This window comes from Lapidilactobacillus salsurivasis (assembly GCF_054785215.1).
In genome coordinates this window covers 41832-63317 of record NZ_BAAABI010000006.1, presented here as the reverse complement: position 1 = coordinate 63317, position 21486 = coordinate 41832, and the positions used below count along the sequence as shown (strand labels likewise).

Below are 21486 nucleotides of genomic sequence, written 5' to 3'. Positions count from 1 at the left end.
CAAAGGAGATAAAAATGCGAATTTCGGATATCTACGCTGCCGGGATCCATGGCATCAACCAAGTCAGTCGGTTTCTGACGCAGACACGGCATCGCAAACAGCAGCAAAAGCGCGAGCCTGATCTCTCACTGCGCTATGGTGGTGACTGGTCGTTCATTGATCCCAAAACAAACCAAAAACACGACATGTCGATCGGCCGTGACTTCACGATCAAGATCGATCATAAGGCGTTGCCCGGTCGAATCATTGGCCTGGATGGGGAACAGCTGGTCTTTCTCGATCATTACGGGTTCCAACTGAAGGTCTTCGCCAATCACTTAGGCCCAGTGGAAATCTATGACGAGTCCAGCAACCAGACCTATCCCGTGATCAATAATCGCGACGTTCCTCGCCGCCACCCCACTGAATCAACTGACCAGTCCGATTCCGAGCCAGAAACGGCTCAAGAAGACGACTTGATTTTGGATGTGACTGACCTGGTCGAACCGGAAGAATTTGGCGCTGAGCCCGCGACCACGATTGGTGCGGAGGAACCCACGCCGGAAACTACGGACGTGGCGCCCACTACTGACGACAACCTTGCTGACGATAACCAACCGCGTCAACCTGACTAACCGACGTCACTGTTTTCCAACGGTTCAATTTGGTTCACGATAAACAAAATGGTTCACGATAAACAAAAAAACACGATAAAAAAAAAACACGATAAAAAAAGCTGACGCAGATCGAAAAATCGATTGCGCTAGCTTTTTTTCGTTGGTCGAAAACAGTAGATGTGGCCGTAAGTCGGTAAGTCGGTTGCGGCTGACCACCGCCGGAGACTGGTCGCTTAATCCTGGCGGCGTGCTCGCTGGCGTCGCTGCTGCCAATAAAAGACCGGCACGCCTAGCAGGGTCATGCCCAAGCCGATCCCCGCTAACCGCGGTTGCGTGATCAAGGTGGACAGCACAATGAAGCTACCACCAATAATGGCGATGATGGGCACCCAAGGATAGCCGTTGACCTGGTAGGGTCGCTCCAACCCCGGGTCCTTCCGCCGCAAAATAAACACCGCAGCGAAAATCATTGTATTGAAGATCCACATGACGAACACCAACATATCCGTCAGAAAGGTGAAGTTGCCCAAGAGCAACATGACCAGCGCCACCAACACTTGAAACAACGCGCCCCACAGCGGCACTTTGGTTCCCGTCAACCGACGAAATTGACGGGCGAAGGGAATCGTGTCATTGACCCCCATGGCATAGGCGACCCGCATGCCTGTCATGGTGTAGCCATTGATCGCGCCATAAACGGACACCAAGATGCCGATGGTCACCAAGCGCCCGCCTAACTGGCCGAAGATCAATTTGGCGCTACTGGCCGCCGCCATGGGATCATGGGCCAGCTGACCGATAGGGAGACTTTTCAAAAAAGCCCAGTTGATCAAGGCGTAGATCACTGTCGTTAGACCCAGACCCAAGACGATGGCGATCGGTAAATGTCGTTTGGGATCCTTCATTTCTTCGGCCATATTGCCCACACTGATCCAACCATCATAAGCAAACATTGTGGCCAGCAGCCCGCCATTGAGCGCCGCGAACCAGCCAATATTCTTCCCTGGCGCCACCGGCCACAAGGGCACCGATTGTCCATGGGGTTGGAGCAGCCCGAAAATAATGATCAGGATGATCGGAATCATTTTGATGAACAGGGTCAAATTCTGGACGGCGCTACCCAACCGCGCGCCCAGCAGGTTGAGTCCGGTGATCGACAGCGCAATCAACGCCGCGATCGGCACGATCAAACTATGGCCAAGACCCAACAGGCTCACCAATTGCGTCGCGAAAATAATACTTAAGGCCGCGATATTGGCCGGATAGTAGATCAAAATCTGCGCCCACCCCAGCAGAAACGAAGGTAGCTTGCCGTACGCCGCTTCAATATAGTTAACGGCGCCGCCAGCCTTCGGGATCGACGTGGCGATCTCAGCCACGCACAGACCCCCGGCAATCGTCAACAGACCGGCCAGCACCCACGTCACTAATAATAAACTCCCTGAACCCGTATCTCGCGCCAAGATCGACACTTTGAAGAAGACCCCACCGCCGATCACCGTGCCCATAACGGTGGTCAATGCGGAGGTCAACCCCATTTCCCGTTTCAATGTTGCTTTCTTCTGTACCATCCTGCCGCGCCTTTCCTAAAAATCCATTTTATCATTTTACAGGATTTTCCGCGTTGACACCATCATCTAGGCATGATCTTACTTATTATTTTAGAATCTGCACTGTGAAACCCCCGTCAATCGGGCAAAGGTCCCTTGCCTCGTTCGGTCTTGCTTAAACTGACCACTGGTTCTAAACGCTAAATTTAGCAAAAACAGACGCGGTTGTGTGTGCTTAACCAGGCCTAAGAACAGCCAAAAAGCATAGCGGCGTTATAACGGCGTTACTGTAACGCTGAACGGTGGTGCCATTCGGTGGGAAGTTGTCCAGCCCAGATTCTCTGCCGATTCGCCCGATTTTGACAGCGCCTTATTCTTTTCTACACCAAACAATGGTAGAATAAGAACTATCATAACCAGAGAAAGGGATGACCGAAATGCTCGATGATCGTTTACTTGGCTTGACCTTTATCAATCCGGCCAGTATCACGACGGGTGTCATTGAAATTTTCGGCGTCTTTTATCACTATCAGATCGAAGGCAAAGCAACGGCGGGTGACTTACTGGAAATTATTCGAATCACACCCCTGGCGCTGATTGTTCGGGTAGCGGATCGCCGGTTAGATTATTAGTGTCACTAAACTAAGGTAAGGGGGATTTAAGCATGTCAAATATCATTACTATCATTATCATCGTCTTAGCCATCGCGTTATTGCTGTGGATTTTCTTCTCTTCGATCGCCATTATTCATACTGGTGAAGTTGGGATCGTCGAACGTTTAGGTGTTTACGTGCGGACGCTGCAACCTGGCTTTCACATGGTCATGCCGATCATTTATCGCATCACCGAAGTCGTGAACATGAAACAGATTCCAATGCGTGTCGCCGAACAAGAAGTTATCACTAAAGATAACGTTGTGGTCAAGATTTCCGAAACGCTGAAATACCACATCACCGACGTTAACGCCTATGTCTACAAGAACAAAGATTCCGTCACCAGTATGGTTCAGGACACTCGGGCCGCGTTACGGGGTATCATTGGTAATATGGATCTGAACGATGTTTTGAACGGCACTGAAGCGATTAACCGCTCTCTGTTTGAACAGCTGAGTGAAGTCACCGCCGGCTACGGTTTGAACGTTGACCGGGCCAATATCGATTCGGTTGAAGTTGACCAAGAAATCCAAGAATCCATGAACAAATTACTTCGCGCCTCCCGGGAAAAGGAAGCCAACATCATGCAAGCAGACGGTTTGAAACAAGCCGCCATCGCGAAAGCAGAAGGTGGCAAGCAATCCGCGATCCTGCAAGCTGAAGGTAACAAGCAAACTCAGATTTTGGAAGCGGAAGGACGCGCGCAAAGTCAACGGTTGCTATATGAATCCATTCGCGATCAGATCAACTCTGTCAACGAGGCGCTGACCAAGGATTCCAACGCTTATCTGCAATATAAGAACTTGGAAGCCATGGAGAAATTGGCGGAAGGACAGAACAACACAATTGTCATGCCCTCTGCTAGTCTCGATCGCCTAGGCGATATTCCCGCAGCTAAGAAACTGTGGGACAGCACCGGCAACGCTCCGAAGAAAATCTAGTTTGAATTTGATGTGGTCATAACTCCGGCTGGGGTTATGACTTTTTTTGTTGGGATGGTTCGGTTTTGATCCAGACCTCTCACCTGATTGCAGGACTGGTGGGTGTTGCGCGTGAGCGCAACCGGGTCGGGCCATTTGTGCGGCTGGAACGCAGTGGGCGTCGTTTTGAGCCAATCCGCAAAACCCGCGGCTTGTCTCAAAATCGAGCCTTATTCTAAGCGGCAAAGCCGCAAAGAATAATCTCACTGCTGAGCCGCATGGCCCGACCCGGTTGCTAGGCAGAATCGAGCCGATCTCCAATCGAAGTTGGGTATCTGACGAAGTGGTTTTGCGAGCTAGAGGTCAAAACAATCATCCACTTTTGGGGTGGTACGGCAATACCAATGGATTCAGATTAGGAGGTTGGGACAGTTTGCGTTGGTTGAACATCTTTACCTGTTCCCTAAACAATCCTTGGTGAAACCGACCGATTCAGCTGATTCACTGAGAATATGGATGGATGAAAGATGACCGATCTAGCTGATTCATCAAGAACTTGCCTTGGTTCATCAGGCAGACTGTCCTGGTCTCACCAATTTAAAGCTGGTGACCACTAACCATGGTTGTCAATTGCGTGGCTCCTCATCAATTGATCATAGCTTGCCTGTTGGCGGGACTGCCCAAACGGCTGTTATAACGTTGAACGGCTGGCGTTGAAACGTGTTCACCGACCTAGCTTCTTCCGCTTAGCTACGCAACTATTTCGGAGGCACAAACCCGCCGCCAAAATAGTTGCTAGGCTAATGTTCAGAAGCAATGCAGGTCGGCTCTCACTCTGAACCAATTATTGTTGGCGATTTATCGCCTACAATAAGGCCGAGTTCGAAACAGAGATAATATGAAATGACCCCCTAAGTTGCCAGTTCGGGGATTCAGGGAGATAATGTGTTTGTATAAACAATATCCCTTACCCCATGACAATTAGGAGGTCATTACAATGCAAAGTATAGTTTATATCGGGATGGATGTCCACAAAGATTCGTTCAGTTTATGTGCGCTTAATGGCAAGACTGGTGAAATTCTCGGCGAAACCAAATGCGCCTCGGATCCAAAACTAGTTGATAAATTTACTCAAAGGATTGCCGAAGAATGTTCTGAAGATACTCAGTTCCTAGCTGGTTATGAGGCAGGAGTTCTAGGTTACTCGCTTTATTACAGTTTATACAGAAAAGGTATTGACTGTGTCATCATGGCGCCTACAACCATGTATAGCTCTTCAAAAAACAAGGTCGTTAAGAATGACAAGATGGATGCGAAGATGATTGCGAGAAACTTAGCCGCAAATACGTATCACGCTGTTTATGTTCCAATTCAAGAAGACATTGAAGTCAAAGAGTACGTCAGAATGCGCAAATCCTTCAAAAAAGCGTTGACGAGGGCTAAACAACAACTTGGTGCACTATTATTGCGGGAGGGACTTCAATATAGTGCAACTAGAACAAAGTGGACACAGCCCTTCTTCGACTGGGTTAAAACAATTCCTGTCTCAAAACTTTTACGAGAAGTTATTGATGAATATCTTGTGCAGATCGAAGAACTACAAGATAAACTCAATCATTTCGATCAACGAATCGAAAGCCTCTCACGCAGTGAGAGATACGCGGAGTCAATCGGGAAATTAACCTGCTTCAAAGGAATCGCGATAACTTCCGCAATGACGATCCATATTGAAACGGCAGACTTCTCACGGTTTCCGACTGCGCGATCTTATATGGCCTTTCTCGGCCTTACTCCCTCCGAACATTCAAGCGGCGATCATCAGGCCTATGGTGGCATAACCAAACAAGGAAATTCGGCGATTAGAACGATATTAGTCGAATCCGCTCAGTCTTTAGTCAGGGGACAAATCAACCATAAATCTAAGACCGTTCGAGCGAGACAAGTTGGTCAGCCGAGCGCCATCATTGCTTACGCGGATAAGGGGGTTAACCATCTCCAACGTAAATATCGAAGAATGATTGAACAAGGAAAACAACACAATGTCGCAATCACCGCAATAGCCAGGGAACTAGCCGGCTTTATTTGGGGGATAGAAACAGGACACATCGATTACTAAGAGATACCTAATTGCAGTTAAACAAGGAATATTTTAAACAGCTGTCTCGATACCTACGGAATAATTCAAATCAAAAATCAGAACACAATCATCGGTTATCGTTGGTACCAACAAGCTCCAGAATGAAAGGTCTGGCTACTTACGATGCGCACTGTTGTAGCGCAGATAGATTCAACTGATATGGCCGTATTAGTTGATCAATATCTGTGATCTACGTTAAGAGATTATAAAAGCCTTCGACTGGACCATTAACCTGAGGTACACAAAATCCTCGTATAACAGAGTGGCTAAATGTCGAGAGATTATATCTTCTGGAGTTTGTTAGTGCCAACGATAACCGAGGGACTTTGACAACTGAATCTTCTGACTTGACAAAGGGTCATTTCATAACAGAAGCAATGCAGGTCGGCTCTCACTCTGAACCAATTATTGTTGGCGATTTATCGCCTACAATAAGGCCGAGTTCGAAACAGTGTGCAACGCAATGGGTTGCTTTTGAGCACGACTAGCGATTTTGCTGGATTGATGCAGTCAATCCAGTGAAATTGCGTATCGGCGCAGAAAGCAATTGCGTGGAACACGTTTCCACCACCCCCCGCCCGACCTGGAGCCCCACCACACCTACCAACCACCAACGCCACGCGCAGCGCAAGCCGCGGCTATCATACTTTTGCCAACCAAATCAGCGGAAATTGGTGAAAAAAGATGCCGAATGATTCGAAATGAGTTATACTAGCGGCAGATTAACAAGGAGTTGGAAAAATGGGATATAAAATCAGCGACGTCTCCAGAATCACCGGCCTAAGTGCCTACACACTACGCTATTACGACAAAAAGGGACTGCTTCCTTTTGTCGACCGCGACAGCAATGGCCGCCGCCACTTTAAAGAACACGATTTCGAGTTCCTGGCTGTAATCACCTGCTTGAAGGAGACCGGTATGCAGTTGGACGAGATCCGCCAATTCGTTGACTGGTGTTTGATTGGTGATACCACTTTAACGGCGCGGTTGGACTTCTTCATCGCCCACCGCGAAAAGGTCGAGGCGCAACTGGCGCAAGTTCAGGGCTATTTACAGAAAGTAGATCATAAAATCGATTACTACCAAAGAGCCTGCGCCGCGGGAACTGAGGATGCGGTTCGGGAAACAGCGACCTTACCACAACCACGCTAACTCGGAGTAGCACTGATTCCAAGCATCAATCATGGCCCCAGCAGCGTGCTGCGCAAAGACTGGCGCCGCCCATACAATATTTCAACAAGCAAAAAGGCCTTGACCAATTTCTAAATAAGAAAATTGGTCAAGGCCCTTTGAATTAGCGACGGATCACCATGCCATGGGTGTCCCCGGGATCTTTTTCATGGATTTGTTGTGAATGTTTCTCTGCGAATATGGCCTGGGGGCTTATTAAATAGGCCTGATCACTGGATCGCTGACGAAGACTAACTAAGGCAAATCATTGCCCGCCGCGAAGTAAATATCGTACCATTCTTGTTTGGTCAACGTTAAATCGCCGCCGACCGCGCTGTCTTTGATATGTGCCGGATTCATCGTCCCTAAGACTACTTGCATTTCCGCCGGATGACGCAGGATCCAAGCGGTGGCAATCGCTTTTTTGCCGACATGATACTTCGCCGCCAATTGCGCTAGCAGCTCATTGAGCTCAGGGAACTTGGCGTTATCGATGAAGGTGCCCTCGAACATGCCATATTGGAATGGTGACCAAGCTTGAACCGTAACACCCTGACGCCGGGAAAACTCAAGCAGACCGCCATCGTGGTTGATCGAGCGCGCATCGGCCATGTTGGTATGTAGCCCATAATCGATCATTCCCGAATGCATGATGCTGAATTGCAGCTGATTGATCAACAATGGCTGTGAGACCGCCGCTTGCACCATTTGAAATTGCTCCGGATTGAAGTTGGATACGCCAAAGTGGCGCACCTTTCCCGAGGCTGTCAATTCGTCAAACGCCCCGGCGATACCGTCCAAGTCCATTAGCGGATCGGGACGGTGTAATAGAAAGGCATCCAAATAATCGATCTGCATCCGCTGCAATATCCCATCGACTGCCGCTAATAAATGTGTTTTAGAGAAATCGTAGCGCTTGCCGAAAACAAAACTGCCGTGACTTTTAGCAGGATCGAAAACAATGCCGCCCTTCGATTGAATCGCAAAATCTTCTCGATGTAAGCCGGATTCCAGCAGCGCCTGTCCGAAAATTTCCTCAGATTTACCCATGCCATAAATATCTGCGGAATCAATATAATTGATCCCGGCTTCTTTGGCGGCTATCAAAGTTTGTGCCGCTTGAGCGGGCGTTAGGGCTTCCATCCGCATAATTCCCAAAGCCAGCGCGGAGGTTTGCCATTGTGTTTGCCCGATATTAACTTGTTTCAAATTAGTCACCCTTTCTTGAGCTGGACTGCTCAATCCCAATGTCCTGAACATTGACTAGCATATTGCTTCGACCATAGTCTAAGTCAAGGCCTTTTTTCAAATTGGCTGGTATTTATAACGATTGCTGCGCCCTGACCGCCAACCCCCGTGGACAGATGGACAACCGCCGATCACTCACCCATTCAACGTAAATCTTTCAATTTGTTTAAAAAATTCGCTAAAGCGGTTACCTACCTGTTGTTTTTTCCGAAAAGTGCTAAAGTTTGGTAGATTGAACAAACGCTGATTTTAACAACGATCAGCCGATTTCGTGGCGTTACACCACCGAAGGAGTTCCTGCCCATGCTTGCGTCAATTATGCCAGATCTGAACCAACTCTTGCCCCAACTGATCGGCCAATATGGCAACCTGATCTATCTTGGCCTCTTCATCGTGATTTTTATTGAAACCGGAGTGGTCGTGCTGCCCTTCTTGCCTGGTGATTCATTGCTGTTTCTCTGCGGCTCACTGGCGGCGCTGGACGGCCAACCGCTTAACATTGAAATTTTGCTGCTTCTGCTAAGCATCGCCGCGGTCATCGGCGACTCGCTAAACTTCGAAATCGGCAAACACTTGGGCAACCACCTAACCCATTCGGAGAAGATGCAACGCTGGATCAAACCAGAATATTTAGCCCGCTCCCAAGGCTTCTTCGAGAAGCATGGCAAAGCGGCGATTTTCCTCGGCCGCTTCATGCCGATCATTCGCACCTTCATCCCCTTCACCGCTGGCATCAGCCAGATGCCTTATCGCGCGTTTATCACCTACAACATTCTCGGCGGCATCAGCTGGGTCCTGCTGGCCGTCGGTTCTGGCTATCTTTTCGGCAATATCGCCTTTGTCAAAAACCACTTCGAACTGATCATGGTGGCGATCATCCTGATTTCGCTGTTACCCGCAATGATCATGGCTTTCAAGAAGAAAACCGCTCCAGAAGAGAACTAGCCCACCAAACGGAAAAGCAAAAAAGGTGCCCCGACAACTTGTCAGAGCACCTTTTTTCATTTACAAACTGCGGCTTGAACTTGGACGGGGTTCGCTCAATCGGCTGTCACCGTGAGTCCAAGCTGCCTTAGCGTCGTCGCACCAAGCGCGCTGGTCCCGAGGAGATGACCCATTGATTTTCGCCAATTACTTAAGGCTAGTCATTTCGCCGATCGCCCCAGAAGAACAGCGCCACCGTGCCAGGACCTGTGTGACTTCCGATCGTGGTGCCGACGTAATTGATTTCCACGTGGCCCTTCAAATTAGGAAAACGGCCTTCGATCAATTCCGCGACTTTTTGCGCGTCTTCCAGACAGTCTGATTGGGAAATGAAACATTTGTCCGCGTACGCTAGGCCATCATCCGCATGTTCTTCCATGCGTTTCACGATTTCCTGGATCACCCGCTTCTTTCCGCGAATCTTGCTGCGGGGAATCAAATGTCCCGCCTTGTCCATGTTCAACAGCGGACAGATTCCCAGCAAGCCGCCGACAAAGCCACTGGTTTTGGAAATCCGGCCACCTTTAACGTAGAAAGATAAATCAGTGGAGAAAAACCAATGATGCAGATTTAATTTGTGCGCTTCGACCCACTCATGCAACTCATCGATGCCCATACCACCAGCCCGTAATTCGGACAATTTGTCCATAATCAAGCCGTAGCCTGAAGACGCGCCCAATGAATCCACAATGTAGATTTTACGTTCGGGGTATTTCTCGGCTAAGATATTTCTCGCCAAGTTGGCGGAATTGATCACGCCCGATAAACCGGAGGATAAGGTCACGTGTAGAATGTCCTGCCCCGCCTGCAAGAATTTCTCGAAATAAGCGGTGAACTCTTCCACATTGACCTGCGATGTTTTCGTCTCCGCACCATTGGCCATCGCTTGATAGAACTGATGAAACGGCATCGATTTGCCCAAATCATCGGGATAAGATTTACCGTCCAGTTCAAAGTGGAACGGAATATAATGAATATCCGCCTGGCGGAAATGTTCCTCGGTTAAATCAGCTGTTGAACAACAACTGATCACATAGTCGTTTGTCATTTTAGAACCTCCAAAGAAAGTTTAAGTTCACACTAGATCGTCCAAAATCGTCATCCAGTCTTTCAACATTGACTGATTTGACGGTGCCCATGGCGGCCAAAGATTCGGTGCCCCTAATTGTTGCAAATCAACCACCAACCAGTTTACCAATTTGCTTTTTTTGCCCAATTTCCGTGGAAAAAATCACGTATCTAATGTCTCAAATTGTAGCATGCGAAACCAATAGATTCAATCACCAACTGCTAATCAAGTGAACAATCACGCCACTTGGAACTGCCAACAAAGAATGACGCAACAGTTTGCTGGTCCACACCAATCCCCGAGCCACCGCGTTTGTTGCTCCAACCCCGGATCTGTCCGGCAACGTTTGTTGCACGGTACCCAAAAACGACCACCTTCACGTTAAATTCCGTTGAAGGTGGTCGTGATAATCAATCATAGAAAATCGAAAGAATTTCGGTGTGGTTGGTACCTAGGCAGCCTGTTGTCGTTTCCAGATGAAACCACCACAACTCAGTAAGCCCAGTGCCATGACGCCATAAATTGCCAAATCACTGGTTTGTTCATCAGCCTGCGGTAATTTACCTTGGTTGGTTTTGTTAGAACCGTTTGGTTTAGTCGCTGGTTGCGTGGCTGTCCCTGTGCTGGTCTTGATCAGCTGCAGTCCCTTGAAGGTCTTTTCTAAACGAATGCGTGCTGGTTCAGCCGCGACACCATCTTGCTTACTGACAACAACTTGGGCGTGATCCCGCGCTGCGACAAAAGCCGCCCAACTTTGTGGTGTATAGTCTTTCGCCTGCTTGCTGGTCAAATCTTTGGCCTCCAAGCGATACCCTAGCCACTCCAAGGCAATTTCGTGAGCAGCTGGCCGTGACACAATCCGAGTCATTGGTAATTCGGTCCGATACTGATCCAATGTTTCCGGAGTAACCTTACGCAGATAATCAAGGAAAACCGTATCCATCGATGGGCCTTGTTGTACTGGCTTCCCACTTAACATGGTGTAACCATCACCACCAGCAGCCATGAAATCATTGGTGGCCATCTGATATTTCGTCTGATTGTCAGCCCGAGGAATGATTTTACCATTGAGCCGAATCGTCAAGACGCGTAGCCCATCCGTCGTCTTCTTGTTCGACGCACGACCTTCACGAGTTGGATCATAAGTGACTTGGAGAGTATGAGACGTTTGTAAGAAGCCACCATTAGCACCAAGTTTTGGCAAACCATTCTCATCCATGATCGGCTTGCCTTGGCTGTCTGTTGCGACTGGCGAGCGCAGTGAATGCTCAAACATTTCGTACATTTCAGCAGGCGTTACTGCAATTTGGGAAATGGTATTACCAAAAGGCATCACTGAGACGATTTGCCCCTTAGTCACTGGGCCCACTTCAATATTCTCGCGAATACCGCCGCCATTAACGACCGCGAAATCTGATTTCTGAGCGAACCCGGTCTGCCCATAGGACCAAAGGACATCGCCAATCAAATTACCCAAATTCGTTTCCCGAGTGCGGACATTGTCTCGTAAGCCATTGAATTTGACTCGATTGTTGGCCAGGATCACTTGCGAATTGTCCCGATCATATTCGGCTTGGGCATGATCCACGACAGCTTTGACGATGGGATCTTCGGCCAGATCCTGCAATTCTTTAGCCGGATGCAATTCGGCCTTCAGCGTGGTTTGGTTCCCTGCATAGGTTCCTGTCATCACACCAACCGTATTCAAATAATTGCCTGTTTGCCCCACCAAAACGTTACCAAATTTCAGTCCTTCTGGTAGTTGGGTATGGGAGTGACCATCAGCGATAAAAATGCGTTTATCTGGATATTGTTTTTCTAAACCAGTCGCCAAATAGGTTGATTTTTCATCAGCCAGAGTCGTTTCATCCACGCCTAAGTGCGTCATAAAAACAAAATAATCCGCGCCATCTTTAATGGCAGCGTCCATTGCTTTGATTGCCGCCGGTAATGGCTTCTCAAATTTGATTTTCTCGACGTTCTTAGGGTGTGTTTTATAAGCAGTTTCCGGTGTTGTTAAGCCGATCAAAGCAAATTTGCGTGACTGGCCATTGACACTCTTGGTCGTCATGGCATAGGGCTGGAACGGTCGGCTCCCGTCACGGTAGAAAACATTGGCTGAAACAATCGGAAAGTTCAATTCCTTCTGATATTTCAACGCCGTTTCTAGCCCGAAATCAAACTCGTGATTGCCCAAAGTCATGCCATCATAGCCCACAGCATTCATTGCCTTGACCATATCCATGCCCTTGGAATAGTTGGACAGCGGTAGCCCTTGCATGGCATCACCGGCATCAACGAGTAATGTTGGTTTGAGCTGATCTCGATAAGTCTTGAGTCGGGCCATCCCAATTGATTGATCCTTAACATTAGCCAGCCGACCGTGCATATCATTCGTGTGCATGATCGTGACAACTTCAGTGTTTGCCGTTGCTACAGGATCTGTCGCCGCCAAGAGTGCGCGGCTGGGGCCAAAGACCAGCCCAATGATAAAGTTAAGAACGACCAACCAAATCAGGGTTTGTCGCCGTGATCCACTTTTCTTTGCCAAACTAAACTCCTCCTCATGATGATCTGATCATCGTGCTTAGGGCAAGCAGCCCCAGGGTTTGAATGAGTGTGCCCATCCACGTTGATTTTATCAGGAATCCACTAGAAAAAGCAGTGCCGAATTGCCTCTTCTTGATCGAATCTCCTCACAAAAAAGTAACAAGTAAGAACTTGCTTGCCCCTTCTTAATTAAATACGCCAACCAATCCAGTTTCCCCGAATAAAAAAACATTTCAGAGATTTCTTTTCGAAACGTGGAAAACGCTTCCTTGCTTAAAATTGCTCGTCGCTACCGGCATTATCCCTGCTGATACCGCCCGAGCACTTGCTTCAATTTCGCGGCAGGATAGGTCAACTGCTCTGGTGAACAGCTCGCCAATCTAGTAATGGCCGCAACTTTTGGGTGATTCAAGACGCCCGCAGGAACGACCACCAAATCAGTGACCACCAAGGAAACATCCGTCGCTTGATACATGTACTGACGACCGCCGTCTCGAAAAATAACCCAACAGATCAACAACTCGCCAGGAAGCGGCCAAGCCCGGCTGTTATTATGAAAATCAAATAATTCTGTCCGTGGTAAAGACAATTGCTGATCATCCAACCAGCCAGCAAATCGCTCCCAAACAGCCGGTAATTGTGCACCAACTAATGGGCCCTGGCGTTGCTGAGTTGTTTGATCTGACCAATCGACTGTCAACTCAAAGTCACCGAAATCAGCCGGGACCGTTGCAGTGATCGGTGGTGCCGCAGTTTGGAAATCAGCACTGGTCAATTCGTTTAAAAAGGTTTGGACTGCCGTTGCTCGCGTGAAAGTAATCCGTTGTTGCACCTCGTCCAACTGCAACAACCAAGTAAACGTTCCCGTTGTCCCATCAAATTCGAAAGTCTCCCAACAATCTGTATAGGGCGGCAAGTCTTGCAAGAAGGCGGGCCGCACCAGCTTTGGCTTAAAGTGACGTTGGTAGACACAACTGATTTTGCTGGGAACTGGAGGCCTTGTTGCCAGTCGCGCCCGTAATTGAGCTGCGACTTCTGACAAAAGTGAGGCCAAATCGATCACGCTTCCCATTTGGTCAGCACGTAACCAACCGCTAAACTGCCAACCATCACCACCAGTCGTCTGCACAGCCAAATGCCACATCCCCATGAAATTTCCTGAAGTCGGTCCCGGTGTCCAACTGACTGCCTGGTCAAAGAAAGTGGTCAAAACCTCCGCCAATTGGGGCGAGCGTAAGCGCCAATACTTGCTGGGCCCGACTTGGCGGGTCAAATAATCGTAATAACGTAAATGCGTCAGACCTGTCGCATTGAAATCCAGCCGCTGCTCCACCACTGTGCCTGGGTTGGCCAAGGGACGATAACCGAAATCGTTGACCACCAACGTCAAGGCGCTGGTCTGACCAAAACGCAATATCCCCGATTCGCCAAACAGCCAGTCCTGTAGTACTGACTGTTGTAATGGCTGATCAGTGTCTCGCCTAACGACCGGTGCGCTGAGTAGCGCAAGTTGACTCAACGCCAGCAGTAGCCACTGTTGCTGTTCGGCTGGCAAGCCCTTGACCGTTATTAAACGTGGCAGTTCAGCCGTGAAACTAGCTAATCCGTCCAGCAATCGTGGTGCGGTCAGCCGATCCAATTGGGCAATCAAACTCGCGCCGGTCCACGGCGCTTGTTCTGAAGTAAATAAGCCCAAGTAAGTGTCCTGCGCTGACCGAGATCCAGTGGACGCCTGCACCTGTTGAACCGCTTGGGTGAACGGTCGAACCCAGGTCAAACTGGCTCCAGCAGTTAGCAATTGCCCATACCAGTCCACTGCAAAAGCATGCAATTCAATTTTTGATGGTAGCACCGTCTCCCACCCTTTCCCCGCGAGACCAGCCATGTCCCCTTGATTTAGGGCCAGACAATTGGCGACTATGGCCAGCGAACAGTTTCAAAAAAGCAATCATCACTGCGCGTCAGACCAGAGAATCTTAAGGCTTAACCAACGCCGTGATGACCACCAACAAGCACAAATTGATGCCGTTGCTTTGTTTAGCATTCTATCCAGACCCCTCCTAAAGTCCTTCAAATTTATCATAGCACAATCGAACGGTGATGAAAGCCCTTTCTCGATTTTGACCTGCCGAATTCGGCTGGTTCCAGGAAACGTTGCTATTTTTTGAACGTTTGAGACAACCCAGCTGTCTGCTAGCCAAGCTCAGATTTTCAGTTGGCGTGCCCAATAAAAACTTGGCTGCTTTTTTGCATGATCTCCCCAAATCAGCTAGACTTATTTTACGGATGCGCAACAAAGCGCAGTGGTCGTAAAAGTAAGGTGTCAAGGTACGTCCACGGTAGGCAGGGCCATTGCTGACCAACTATAAGGCAGGTGTCATGATGTCGATAACAATCGGCCAAATTCTAAAGCAACGTCGTCACGAACGTCAGGCAACACAAGCTCAGATCTGCGCCGGAATCTGTTCCCAATCCATGCTTTCGGCGATCGAACACGACCAATATATTCCCAATGCCCAACTTCTGATTGCCTTGAGTCAACGTCTGGCGCTGACGCTGGACACTTTTAGTCTGGCAACCAACTATGCAGTCAGCGGCCAACCAGACTTCAATGCCCAGACGATTGCGCTATGCAACCAACATCGCTATCAAGAATTGCTGGCGCTACTTTTACGAGCCGACGTGATCGCTTCGATCAGTACAAGTGCCCAAACTCAATCCTATTACTATTATTTGGCAGTGGCGCAACTGCAAGCAGGGCCGCAACCTGATTTGGCAAAAGTTCAAGGCTCACTCCGGCTCTCTTTGGCCAGCGCAACAACAGCGCAACCTGCATTAACGCGGTTGGCCCAGGTGACTTCCGCTTGTCTCACCGCCAAATCGGGCCAGACTGAGGGCGTCGTTGCCCAGGTCGAAACGGCGCTGGCCGGGATTGCCCATGCTCCATTTGATGAGAATCTCAATATCGTTTTCTATTTAGCCGCTCTGACCAACTATTACCTAGACAAACCACGGGTTGAGCTCAAGCAATTAACACAGGGAATCGATTTCATCACCGCCCACGATTCCCACTATCTCTTGGCCAACTGCTATTATTTGCGGGCCTTGCTCACAGAATCCGCCGGGCCCGCCGCAGAGGGAAAACAGGCGCACGACCAGGCCACTTTCCTGGCTGATCTTTTTCACGAAAAAGTTTACAAATTTTAGTCAATAGGATTTTGGCGATGAAGTTTTAGTCGATATCAGTATTCTGATTAGGCCTTACTCGTCAACCCAAGTATGCTGAAGTCATTCTTAGAAGGAACGTGACTCATCATGCAAAATTTTTTCGACAATACCCTGACTATTCAGGCGGAGGCGGCAACGATCAGCGCGATCTTGTTGGATCCCAGCCGGTTGATCCGGTGGAATCCGGCGATTCAATCGATCCAACCGATTCAACCGGTTCAATCGAACAAATCAAGCCAAACCAACCAACTGACGGAAAGCACTCGGCACTATCAAATCGGGCGCGACCGCGAGGCAATCAATCAGTCTGAAGAGCTAACGATTGGTCAAAACGCGGATCTGATCACCTATTCGGTCAACGGTAACCGGCTAGCTTACCGCGTGCAATTCAAACTGACTGACAATGGCTCAAGCACCATTGTTGCGGAAACGGTGCTGATCGACACCGAGGCGCTTCCTGGTGTCCCGCTGACCTTGTTACGACCGATTACCAAGCACGCTTTTCTGACCAATCTCCACGCGTTAGCTATGTTGGCTGAGAGTTGAACCAGCAAGATCACACCTCGAATTAAAAATCACCAGCAAAAAAGTCCGCGTCATGCGGACTTTTTTGTGAACAGGCGTAACTATTGCCAAAGTTTTATCATGCAGCCACAAAGATTACTGCTGATCTTTTTCTAAGAACAGCCGGTTAAAGGAACCAATCTCAATCAAGTTACCTGCTGGATCGGCGATGCAACAGGTGCACTGGCCGAGTCACCAAACTAACTCAGTGAGTGGCGCTATTTTTCGAGATGTACGCCATTTGACGTAGCCAAATTATTTGCTTCACCCAAAACTCAATCTAGCCAATCAGGCAAGTTCTTCCGATGTCACCAATATTGAACTAGGGACCACCAGTCAATGTCGTCAATTCCGTGACACCAAATCAACCGGACCAAGCTTGCTCGCCGGCGAAAGAAAAAATTAGAACACGTTGAGCGGCTGAAACGGAGAGAATTGGGGTGAGATTGCCGTGAAATTGGTCTTGGTGGCTTGGCCACCTAGACCAAGGCTCAGCTTTGAGATTCGCGGGTTTTGCGAAGCTCAAAGTGACGCCCACAGCGATCTCACCCCAATTCTCGCAGTGCAAGTCGCGGGCATGATCGAAACGTGCTCTCCGACCCAGCTCCCTGCGCTTAGCTACAGAATTGGCTCGGAAGCAAAGCCCAGCTTCCAAGCCAATTCTTAGGCTAATGCTCGAAGTCAACCCTTTGCGCTCCGCACTGGTTTGAAACGTGCTGCGCGGTGCAGACCGCTGCGCCTTAAAGTATCTGCTTGCCCAATCCGCTGCGCGGCTTAGTCAATCAGATAAATTAATGCTCACGGTCTAACCGCACCTCTCCGCACTCTGTTTACAACTGTTTTTGGTAGATTCGGGATTGTTCGCCCCAAGGATGATACCCGACGGCCAAGTAATGGAAGTCATAATGCTCATAGTAGCCGATGTGGTCCGTACACAAATATAACTGCTCGAAACCAGCGCGGCGGCAATCCTGTTCGGCGCGCCGGATCAATTTGGCGCCGTACCCGTGGCCGCGCTGATCCGCTTCGATGAATAGTGCGCACAGCCAGGGATACAGATCCATCCGGCTGATGAAATCATTGGGGATCAAGCCGGCGCCGCCAATAATTTGCCCTTGATCCAGCAACAAATACCACTGGGGCAAGGCCGCCGGCGTGGTCAGACAATTGGTGATGCAATCCTGATAGACCATGCGACTATCCTCATCGCCCCACTTACTTTGAAAATACGCGATTGCCGCCGGCGCGAATTCCGGCTGCTCTCGAACAGAGATCACTTCCATAACGATGCTCCTTAACTGAATTTGAACCAACTGATTTTGAAATGACGATTTTGAAACGATTGACCTTTAACTGATAACTGAAAAATAACAACAGGTCAATTATGATGGAGAAAACAAATCACCATGGGTTTGTTTGGCGGCGAGAACTTCACAAAAATCAGTGGGAATCGTTTGAACGTGCCCATCAACCAGCAACAACAGATCACCATTGCCGATCGGGCGATGATTCGAAAACAAGCTAAACGTGTCCACATCAATAATCGTCCCGTCAGCACGCTCACGGGTCAGTTGCGTTACCGGGGTGTGGCCGACGATCTGCCGCGGATAATCCGGATTGAAATAACCACTCAGCTCAGTATCAAAATCAGCCCACAATAAGCTGCCCCAGCGCGCCAAACCACCACGACTAAAACCAATGGTGTGATCTAAACGGTTCAAGTCGGACAAATGCCCGCGACTAAGCGATGCGAAATACCAAGACTCCGGCGCTTCGTTGTCAACGAAGCCAGCGTGGCTGAGTAGATAGCCATCGCTTTTCAGCGCCAGTTGACAACCCAAGCGAAATAGACCGGCACTGATTTTCCGCCCAAACACAGGATCGGCGTTGGAATAGTGGCTCAGACTCCCCGTCAGGTAAGGAACATCGTGATTGCCCAATAAGCAAACCACCGGCGTTCCTTGCCCGCGCAAAGCCGTGACCCAATCCGTCAAAAAGGCCAACTCACGCTGATACAGATTACTATTTTCAGTTTCCGACCACTGATCGAAGTAATCGCCTAACAAGACCACCTGATCCACCGCCAAGTCTGCCAATTTCGCCGTCACCAGCGGCAAAACCGTTGAACCCAACAAATGCAGATCACCAACCACAAGTGTGCGCATGCCATTTTCCCCTTTCGGCAAAGCTAGTTTCTCAGTTTTTCCATTGCGACTGATAATGATGGCGGGAAAAGCAAGTCATCATTTTACCATTAAATATCAAACAACTGCGTTACGTCGCCTGCAGCGCCCGCAACTGCCGCTTGATTTTCTGCGCGGCCCAGGCGTAGTGACTGCTAGTGGCTGAAACGCAATAACTACCAAGGCTAGTGCTGCCGGTCCAATTGAAATACGCCTTCGTGAACAGTTCTTCATCAGAGAACGTATTGATCAAGGTCAACACTTCCTGATGACTTTGCCGTAAAGCCGTCTGGACCAGCGCCAAACTAGTCGCTTGGTGTTGCCGCCAAAATTCTGTATTCAATCCAACGTAATTCCGCCACGTATAAGGCGCGGGTAAAAAGGGCGTCACCTGAACACCGCCACGATTGGCCGCAACCCAGTTCAGCAGCAACTGATGCCATTCCAGCAAATGCGCCAAAACATCGCGCAAATTACGATCCCGTTGCCAATGGACGGCTTGATCCTGCGCGGTCAGGGGAAAAGTAAAATCCGCCGTTCGCGCCGTTGCCGGCAACTGGGCGATCAACTTCTCCAATTGCTCAAATTGGGTCGTCGCGGCCGTCAGGAGTTCGGCCTTTGAAGTCGGTCTAGCCATGATCTGCATCCTCCAGAAAATTTAATTCATACGCGCTTTTGTGGAACAATGGCTCGCAATCCTTTTTCAACAATCTTTTTCAACAAGCCTTTCCGGCAGGCTATTTCAACAAGATTTTTCCGGCAAGATTTTTCCCGCAATGTTTTTCAACAAGTTCTTTCGGAAAATATTTCCCGAACAAATTCATTATCGTAGCATCGCCAGCGGTTGACTCTATCCCCGGGAAAAATTTCCGCTATTGGGGGACCGACCTGCCCAGCGGCGATCAGTCAGTCGACAACAATTGGCTGCCAGGCGAAGGGCAGGAGGTCACGGGCAGCTACCTTGACCAGGTGACCCTGATCATCATTGACGATTACCTTGATGTCGGGACAATAACTGAACAACATTTGCCGACAATTGCCACAGGGCGCGACCACCCCATGCAAACTATGCTCATGGGCCGCGACGATCGTCTCGAAAGTCCGGGCGCCGGCCGAGATGGCCATGCCCATGGTCACGTATTCTGCGCAGGATCCATGAATGCCATCGCAATTCACCCCTTGATAGATTTGGCCGGTGCTCGTGCGCAAGGCACAACCGACTGTGTGACGATAAGTACCGTCATCGAAATTGTTGCTGAGGACGGCTAACGCTTGTTCGATCAACGCGTGATCGGCGGGGGTCAGGGGTAGTTTTTCCATGCGGTTCTCCTTTGAGCTAACATCTGATGCCAGCATCGTATTTTCACGGCAAGTCGGCGGCAATGGCCTCGTTTGCGTTGTGGTTAATCTGCGGCTGACGCTTTGCCAATGATCCACTTGGTCTGCGCAACGGGGCGGGGCGCTTCCTCCGCGCTGAAATAATCCACCGCCACCACTTCAACCGTTGTCTCGTGCTGACCAGCGCCGGTGGGCACGATTACGAGATCACCCACCGCGATCTGCTCATCATCGGTCAGATAGTAATAACTTTCAGCGCCAGGTCGAAAGATAACGCTGCAAAAAATCAAGTCATCTGGGCGCCGTTTAGCTCGTCGATAAATTCGCGGATCAAGGATCGCGCTTTGATCATACTCGCCTAGCAGTTCAGCCAGCTCAGCCGCAAAGTCAGCGAAATCCTCCGGTAGACCCTGGCGATCGAAGCTACCGCTCAGCAGGCGCTGGGGGTTTTTTTCGTAATCCACCGTGATTTGATAAGTCTTCGCATCATCCGCCATAACATCGGACGCGGGCGGATGACCCACGGTATAGGCAAAAGTCCCATGTTCCTCAAGATCTCCCAGCAGCACTGCAACGACTTCAGGTAACTGGTAGGTCCGCGTGATTTTATTATCCGCGCCGAAATTCTGGATCTGGGTGATTGTCGCTGTGGGCCGATCGATCTGCCATTGCTCTGAATAAGTCTGCAACCGCTCAAGCTGCTTTTCGGGATATAGCAGGCAAATAAACCGCAAAAACGGAGCAACGGGCGGCCGGCGGTCTTGGTAAGTCAGGGTCAGGCGGGAAATCGCATCCGCCGGTCTGGGTTCGCCAAAAGCGATTACTTTGGCGATTTTGACTGTGGTGCGAATCAATTCCGATAAATTGGGCTCGCTGGTCGCGCTGCAACATCCCAGAGCGCCGGTAAAGGGCAGCGTTACCCCAGCTTCGTTCACCAAAGTCAATTGCCAGATACCGGTCGTGCTCGTTCTGGGAATAGGTGGGTCTTGCCGGAAAGCCGCGCTGATCGTCGCGAATAATTGTTGGACCTCCGCGGGATCGATCTGAAAAGTTTGCCGCCGCGTCAACGTTTCCGAATCGGCGAGCGCGCCAATAAAGGTCCCCTCACCTGTGGCCGTCAGGGTAAGCCACTGGACCAATTCTTCATCCTGTTCTGGACAACGGTGTAAATCCACGTCTAAAGCCTGCGAAGTCAACACGAACTTGGTTAAGGGCGCCTGCTCAAAGAAATCATCAAACATCAGCCAACCACCTTTCTTGCTACCTAGTAAATGCTAGGAACACCAACGCCAAAGA

The 21486-nt window shown here is 49.5% G+C and carries 21 protein-coding genes; 10 read left to right on the top strand and 11 right to left on the bottom strand.

All coding sequences use genetic code 11. From position 1 onward, the window contains the following. Positions 1–14: 14 nt before the first annotated feature. Complete coding sequence (locus ACYVSB_RS08465) at positions 15–614, top strand: DUF4828 domain-containing protein (protein WP_461219117.1); 600 nt, start codon at positions 15–17, stop codon at positions 612–614. A gap of 215 nt (positions 615–829) precedes the next feature. Here ACYVSB_RS08465 and ACYVSB_RS08460 read toward each other — a convergent pair whose 3' ends face one another. Beyond that, a complete protein-coding gene (locus ACYVSB_RS08460; RefSeq protein WP_461219116.1) occupies positions 830–2167 on the bottom strand; it encodes an APC family permease in 1338 nt (445 codons plus the stop codon). Between the two features lie 416 nt (positions 2168–2583). Between ACYVSB_RS08460 and ACYVSB_RS08455 the strand changes: the two genes are divergently transcribed. Next, on the top strand, positions 2584–2778 hold the full coding sequence (locus tag ACYVSB_RS08455; protein WP_125596736.1) for a hypothetical protein: 195 nt from the start codon (positions 2584–2586) through the stop codon (positions 2776–2778). Between the two features lie 32 nt (positions 2779–2810). After that, positions 2811–3740: an SPFH domain-containing protein gene (locus ACYVSB_RS08450; protein WP_461219115.1), complete on the top strand. Its 930-nt coding sequence runs from the start codon at positions 2811–2813 to the stop codon at positions 3738–3740. Here ACYVSB_RS08450 and ACYVSB_RS08445 read toward each other — a convergent pair. Next, on the bottom strand, positions 3675–3986 hold the full coding sequence (locus ACYVSB_RS08445) for a hypothetical protein (protein ID WP_461219114.1): 312 nt from the start codon (positions 3984–3986) through the stop codon (positions 3675–3677). The two genes, ACYVSB_RS08450 and ACYVSB_RS08445, sit on opposite strands and share 66 nt — an antisense overlap. A gap of 294 nt (positions 3987–4280) precedes the next feature. Between ACYVSB_RS08445 and ACYVSB_RS08440 the strand changes: the two genes are divergently transcribed. From ACYVSB_RS08440 to ACYVSB_RS08430, 3 genes are all read left to right on the top strand, one after another. Next, complete coding sequence (locus ACYVSB_RS08440) at positions 4281–4436, top strand: hypothetical protein (protein ID WP_461219113.1); 156 nt, start codon at positions 4281–4283, stop codon at positions 4434–4436. 280 nt (positions 4437–4716) lie between these two features. Further along, positions 4717–5835 (top strand): IS110 family RNA-guided transposase, encoded by a 1119-nt coding sequence (locus ACYVSB_RS08435; protein WP_461219112.1) that lies wholly within the window; start codon positions 4717–4719, stop codon positions 5833–5835. Between the two features lie 762 nt (positions 5836–6597). Next, on the top strand, positions 6598–7008 hold the full coding sequence (locus ACYVSB_RS08430) for a MerR family transcriptional regulator (RefSeq protein WP_461219111.1): 411 nt from the start codon (positions 6598–6600) through the stop codon (positions 7006–7008). Between the two features lie 273 nt (positions 7009–7281). On the opposite strand, the gene ACYVSB_RS08425 is transcribed toward ACYVSB_RS08430, so the two are convergent. Further along, positions 7282–8235: an aldo/keto reductase gene (locus ACYVSB_RS08425; protein ID WP_461219110.1), complete on the bottom strand. Its 954-nt coding sequence runs from the start codon at positions 8233–8235 to the stop codon at positions 7282–7284. 342 nt (positions 8236–8577) lie between these two features. Here ACYVSB_RS08425 and ACYVSB_RS08420 point away from each other — a divergent pair, with 342 nt between their 5' ends. Then, positions 8578–9219, top strand: coding sequence for a VTT domain-containing protein (locus ACYVSB_RS08420; RefSeq protein ID WP_461219109.1), 642 nt, complete (start codon positions 8578–8580; stop codon positions 9217–9219). A gap of 196 nt (positions 9220–9415) precedes the next feature. On the opposite strand, the gene ACYVSB_RS08415 is transcribed toward ACYVSB_RS08420, so the two are convergent. The 3 genes from ACYVSB_RS08415 to ACYVSB_RS08405 form a co-directional block, all read right to left on the bottom strand. Beyond that, positions 9416–10306: a DegV family protein gene (locus tag ACYVSB_RS08415; protein ID WP_461219108.1), complete on the bottom strand. Its 891-nt coding sequence runs from the start codon at positions 10304–10306 to the stop codon at positions 9416–9418. 472 nt (positions 10307–10778) lie between these two features. Further along, complete coding sequence (locus ACYVSB_RS08410; protein WP_461219107.1) at positions 10779–12878, bottom strand: 5'-nucleotidase C-terminal domain-containing protein; 2100 nt, start codon at positions 12876–12878, stop codon at positions 10779–10781. Positions 12879–13175: 297 nt separating this feature from the next. Further along, positions 13176–14729: a hypothetical protein gene (locus ACYVSB_RS08405; protein ID WP_461219106.1), complete on the bottom strand. Its 1554-nt coding sequence runs from the start codon at positions 14727–14729 to the stop codon at positions 13176–13178. 530 nt (positions 14730–15259) lie between these two features. Between ACYVSB_RS08405 and ACYVSB_RS08400 the strand changes: the two genes are divergently transcribed. The 3 genes from ACYVSB_RS08400 to ACYVSB_RS08390 all read left to right on the top strand — a co-directional run bounded on the left by ACYVSB_RS08400 (position 15260) and on the right by ACYVSB_RS08390 (position 17336). Next, complete coding sequence (locus ACYVSB_RS08400) at positions 15260–16084, top strand: helix-turn-helix domain-containing protein (RefSeq protein WP_461219105.1); 825 nt, start codon at positions 15260–15262, stop codon at positions 16082–16084. A 108-nt stretch (positions 16085–16192) separates the two neighbouring features. Further along, positions 16193–16651, top strand: a complete 459-nt coding sequence (locus ACYVSB_RS08395) for a hypothetical protein (RefSeq protein WP_461219104.1) — start codon at positions 16193–16195, stop codon at positions 16649–16651. A gap of 469 nt (positions 16652–17120) precedes the next feature. After that, positions 17121–17336, top strand: a complete 216-nt coding sequence (locus ACYVSB_RS08390) for a hypothetical protein (protein WP_461219103.1) — start codon at positions 17121–17123, stop codon at positions 17334–17336. A gap of 163 nt (positions 17337–17499) precedes the next feature. On the opposite strand, the gene ACYVSB_RS08385 is transcribed toward ACYVSB_RS08390, so the two are convergent. The 5 genes from ACYVSB_RS08385 to ACYVSB_RS08365 form a co-directional block, all read right to left on the bottom strand. Continuing rightward, positions 17500–17952, bottom strand: a complete 453-nt coding sequence (locus tag ACYVSB_RS08385) for a GNAT family N-acetyltransferase (protein WP_461219102.1) — start codon at positions 17950–17952, stop codon at positions 17500–17502. A 99-nt stretch (positions 17953–18051) separates the two neighbouring features. Continuing rightward, on the bottom strand, positions 18052–18834 hold the full coding sequence (locus tag ACYVSB_RS08380) for a metallophosphoesterase family protein (RefSeq protein ID WP_461219101.1): 783 nt from the start codon (positions 18832–18834) through the stop codon (positions 18052–18054). Positions 18835–18943: 109 nt separating this feature from the next. After that, the gene (locus tag ACYVSB_RS08375; protein WP_461219100.1) at positions 18944–19489 is read right to left on the bottom strand and encodes a ClbS/DfsB family four-helix bundle protein; all 546 of its coding nucleotides are present in this window, start codon (positions 19487–19489) and stop codon (positions 18944–18946) included. Between the two features lie 269 nt (positions 19490–19758). Beyond that, positions 19759–20172, bottom strand: a complete 414-nt coding sequence (locus tag ACYVSB_RS08370) for a cytidine/deoxycytidylate deaminase family protein (protein ID WP_461219099.1) — start codon at positions 20170–20172, stop codon at positions 19759–19761. Positions 20173–20255: 83 nt separating this feature from the next. Next, positions 20256–21431, bottom strand: coding sequence for a hypothetical protein (locus ACYVSB_RS08365; protein WP_461219098.1), 1176 nt, complete (start codon positions 21429–21431; stop codon positions 20256–20258). Between the last annotated feature and the right edge of the window lie 55 nt (positions 21432–21486).

Coding starts and splice junctions, on each gene's coding strand:
- ACYVSB_RS08395 (WP_461219104.1), top strand. CDS start 16,193: ATGCAAAATTTTTTCGACAATACCCTGACTATTCAGGCGGAGGCGGCA.
- ACYVSB_RS08415 (WP_461219108.1), bottom strand. CDS start 10,306: ATGACAAACGACTATGTGATCAGTTGTTGTTCAACAGCTGATTTAACC.
- ACYVSB_RS08465 (WP_461219117.1), top strand. CDS start 15: ATGCGAATTTCGGATATCTACGCTGCCGGGATCCATGGCATCAACCAA.
- ACYVSB_RS08435 (WP_461219112.1), top strand. CDS start 4,717: ATGCAAAGTATAGTTTATATCGGGATGGATGTCCACAAAGATTCGTTC.
- ACYVSB_RS08365 (WP_461219098.1), bottom strand. CDS start 21,431: ATGTTTGATGATTTCTTTGAGCAGGCGCCCTTAACCAAGTTCGTGTTG.
- ACYVSB_RS08455 (WP_125596736.1), top strand. CDS start 2,584: ATGCTCGATGATCGTTTACTTGGCTTGACCTTTATCAATCCGGCCAGT.
- ACYVSB_RS08370 (WP_461219099.1), bottom strand. CDS start 20,172: ATGGAAAAACTACCCCTGACCCCCGCCGATCACGCGTTGATCGAACAA.
- ACYVSB_RS08385 (WP_461219102.1), bottom strand. CDS start 17,952: ATGGAAGTGATCTCTGTTCGAGAGCAGCCGGAATTCGCGCCGGCGGCA.
- ACYVSB_RS08430 (WP_461219111.1), top strand. CDS start 6,598: ATGGGATATAAAATCAGCGACGTCTCCAGAATCACCGGCCTAAGTGCC.
- ACYVSB_RS08460 (WP_461219116.1), bottom strand. CDS start 2,167: ATGGTACAGAAGAAAGCAACATTGAAACGGGAAATGGGGTTGACCTCC.
- ACYVSB_RS08420 (WP_461219109.1), top strand. CDS start 8,578: ATGCTTGCGTCAATTATGCCAGATCTGAACCAACTCTTGCCCCAACTG.
- ACYVSB_RS08380 (WP_461219101.1), bottom strand. CDS start 18,834: ATGCGCACACTTGTGGTTGGTGATCTGCATTTGTTGGGTTCAACGGTT.
- ACYVSB_RS08375 (WP_461219100.1), bottom strand. CDS start 19,489: ATGGCTAGACCGACTTCAAAGGCCGAACTCCTGACGGCCGCGACGACC.
- ACYVSB_RS08450 (WP_461219115.1), top strand. CDS start 2,811: ATGTCAAATATCATTACTATCATTATCATCGTCTTAGCCATCGCGTTA.
- ACYVSB_RS08400 (WP_461219105.1), top strand. CDS start 15,260: ATGTCGATAACAATCGGCCAAATTCTAAAGCAACGTCGTCACGAACGT.